Raw genomic sequence first — 2,223 nt, 5'->3', positions numbered from 1 at the left:
AAATTTTTTTCGCTCGAAGACAATATCGAACCGGTTTCGAAGGCGGCGGGGAAAGCCAAACCTAAGCCATCCGGCTATATTTCAGAGATAGGAACGCTAGTTTTCCCTAAGGCTACCCTTGAAGAGATCGGGGTAGAGCCAGCAACTGCTCTTTTCAAAGTCGGGACTGCGGAAGGAAAGCGAAAAATAAAGTCATTGTATCTGATCCCGACCGACGATCAAGACGGGGCATTTGCCTTTGCAAAAGTGGGTCGCGGTTCAGGAATACCACTCTCCGTTATTTTGAAGAAAGGGGGGATAAACTACGAAGCGGCTAAACATATTTTTACTATCACCATTTTCAACTACTCGGAGGGGAGCGTTGGCTATGAATTGGCGATAGGGGAGGAAGCGCCCAAAGAACCGTACACCGGCAAGCCGCGCGGTAGAAAACCAAAGGCGAGTGAATCGGAATCAGCGGTCTAGCCAGATTGCTAAAGTAAAAATGTAAGAGGGGGAGGTAGTGTATGTACTTGCCCCTTTTGCATTTTCATGCGCTGGATATGCTGTTCGTTTTTTTGGTGGTTTTTCTGTACTCTTCAGGCCCATTGAGATTTCGTGACTTTCTGTGACTTTCAAGATTGGTTTGCCTAATTATTTCGGAATTCCTTTGCATACATTTCAAGGGAGTCCATTTCAAAGGCGATAACCTGTAACCAGGCAGGCAGTATCTGTTTCCAGTTCATTCGGACAAGTTTCGTCGTTTTTATATCATCAACCTGAACAAGACAAAAGCCCATTCTCCTTTTCACTTCTGTGTCCACAAATTTTACGTAGTATAGAATAAATTCTACTTTAAGTAGTGATATGTCTATCGAAGTATTTAATCACACTTACAACTTCTGCGAGTAACTCATTTTACATTTGTACAAGTCAGCCCGCCAATTCTCCGACCGAGTATTAGGCCGCTTTCAGAATTGCTGTAAGCTTTTCTGGCAAGTGGCATGTCGCCTTAACTACAAGGCTTAGACTCGTATTGCCCGAAACGTTCTATTATTCAGTTTGCTAAACATAAAAACAAGTATTTCACATGAAAACAACTACACTATTTTCGGCGCTTGCACTTATCATGGCGCTCACAGCATCGTCTGTTACCTTCGCACAAGTTAAGATTGGAACTAACCCGACAACCATCGAGCCCAACTCCAATCTAGAAGTTGAAGCATCTACTCCCGGACGTAAGATGAAGGTGGATAAAACAACTGGCCAGGTAAGCATTGCAGATGGCACTCAAGGCGCAGGCAAAGTCTTCACTTCTGACGCAGTAGGAAACGGAAGCTGGCAGGCTGCAGGGCCAAGCGTCTATGTTGAAGCAAGCAATACAGGTGCCCAGACGATAGTGGGCGGCTCTGGATTTAACAAGATAATCATGCCAACCGAAGTTGCAGATATCGGAAATAACTACAATCCTGCAACCTCAGAATTTACAGTACCTGCTACTGGCTATTATATGATCATGGGTCGGACAACAAAGTCAACTACTGACAATGTATCTGGACATAATATGAGTTTTGTTTTGAGGGTAAATGGTGCTTTGGCTACACAGCACATTTTAGACGCGTTGCCTGGTGGAGAAGCAGGTGTAGCTGGTTTTGTCCATTTTCAAGGAACAACGTTTGGACTTTTCAATGCAGGTGACGTGCTGGAACTCTCCCTACGAAGCCTTGATCCATCCCCAACTGCCGATTTCATTATGAACTATTTGAAAATAGTTAAATTATTTTGAGCAGTCAGACAACCATAGCATTAAACAGGCCTAATTATGAAACAAAACAATATAGGTTCGCCTGGAAAAGGATGGAAAAGCACAGCTGTCTCCATTATCTTGCTTTTGCTTGGGCATGTGACGCACGCGCAAGAAGGCAGCCAAGGCAACACGACGATCTTCGGTGGTTCCCAGATGACCTTTTTCAACAGCCACAACTTTGTGACCGGCGGTGGTGGCGCCCAACCGGGTGTAATCCTGACCGAACGCATGGCAGGTAATTTCGGCGTACTCAATTTTGCAGGGGATAACCTCACATCCACAGGAGCCTCAGACGCAGGTTACGTGGATGGGTATGTGCGTAAGTACGGGGCAGGCACATTTGTTTTCCCCGTCGGAGACAATGGTTCTGTCGGCCAGTTTGCGGCTTCGGCCGACGGCGTTATGGGTGCCTATTTTCACGCAGACGCCAATACGGC

2 protein-coding genes and 1 pseudogene are annotated in these 2,223 nt (G+C 45.8%); all 3 read left to right on the top strand.

The window, feature by feature from the left end:
• A partial coding sequence (locus IEY24_RS31805) for a hypothetical protein (RefSeq protein WP_188939336.1) occupies positions 1-465 on the top strand: 465 nt, incomplete at its 5' end.
• Between the two features lie 604 nt (positions 466-1,069).
• A complete protein-coding gene (locus IEY24_RS31800; protein WP_188939335.1) occupies positions 1,070-1,765 on the top strand; it encodes a hypothetical protein in 696 nt (231 codons plus the stop codon).
• Positions 1,766-1,801: 36 nt separating this feature from the next.
• A pseudogene (locus IEY24_RS32890) lies at positions 1,802-2,223 on the top strand (hypothetical protein); the annotation flags it as partial.

This window comes from Dyadobacter endophyticus, assembly GCF_014641595.1.
Classification (GTDB): domain Bacteria; phylum Bacteroidota; class Bacteroidia; order Cytophagales; family Spirosomataceae; genus Dyadobacter; species Dyadobacter endophyticus.
The sequence above is the reverse complement of the archived record's forward strand: the minus strand, read 5'-3'. Positions and strand labels throughout refer to the sequence as shown.

Bases quoted from the DNA above. Each gene is read 5' to 3' on its own strand.
- IEY24_RS31800 (WP_188939335.1), top strand. From the start codon at position 1,070: ATGAAAACAACTACACTATTTTCGGCGCTTGCACTTATCATGGCGCTC.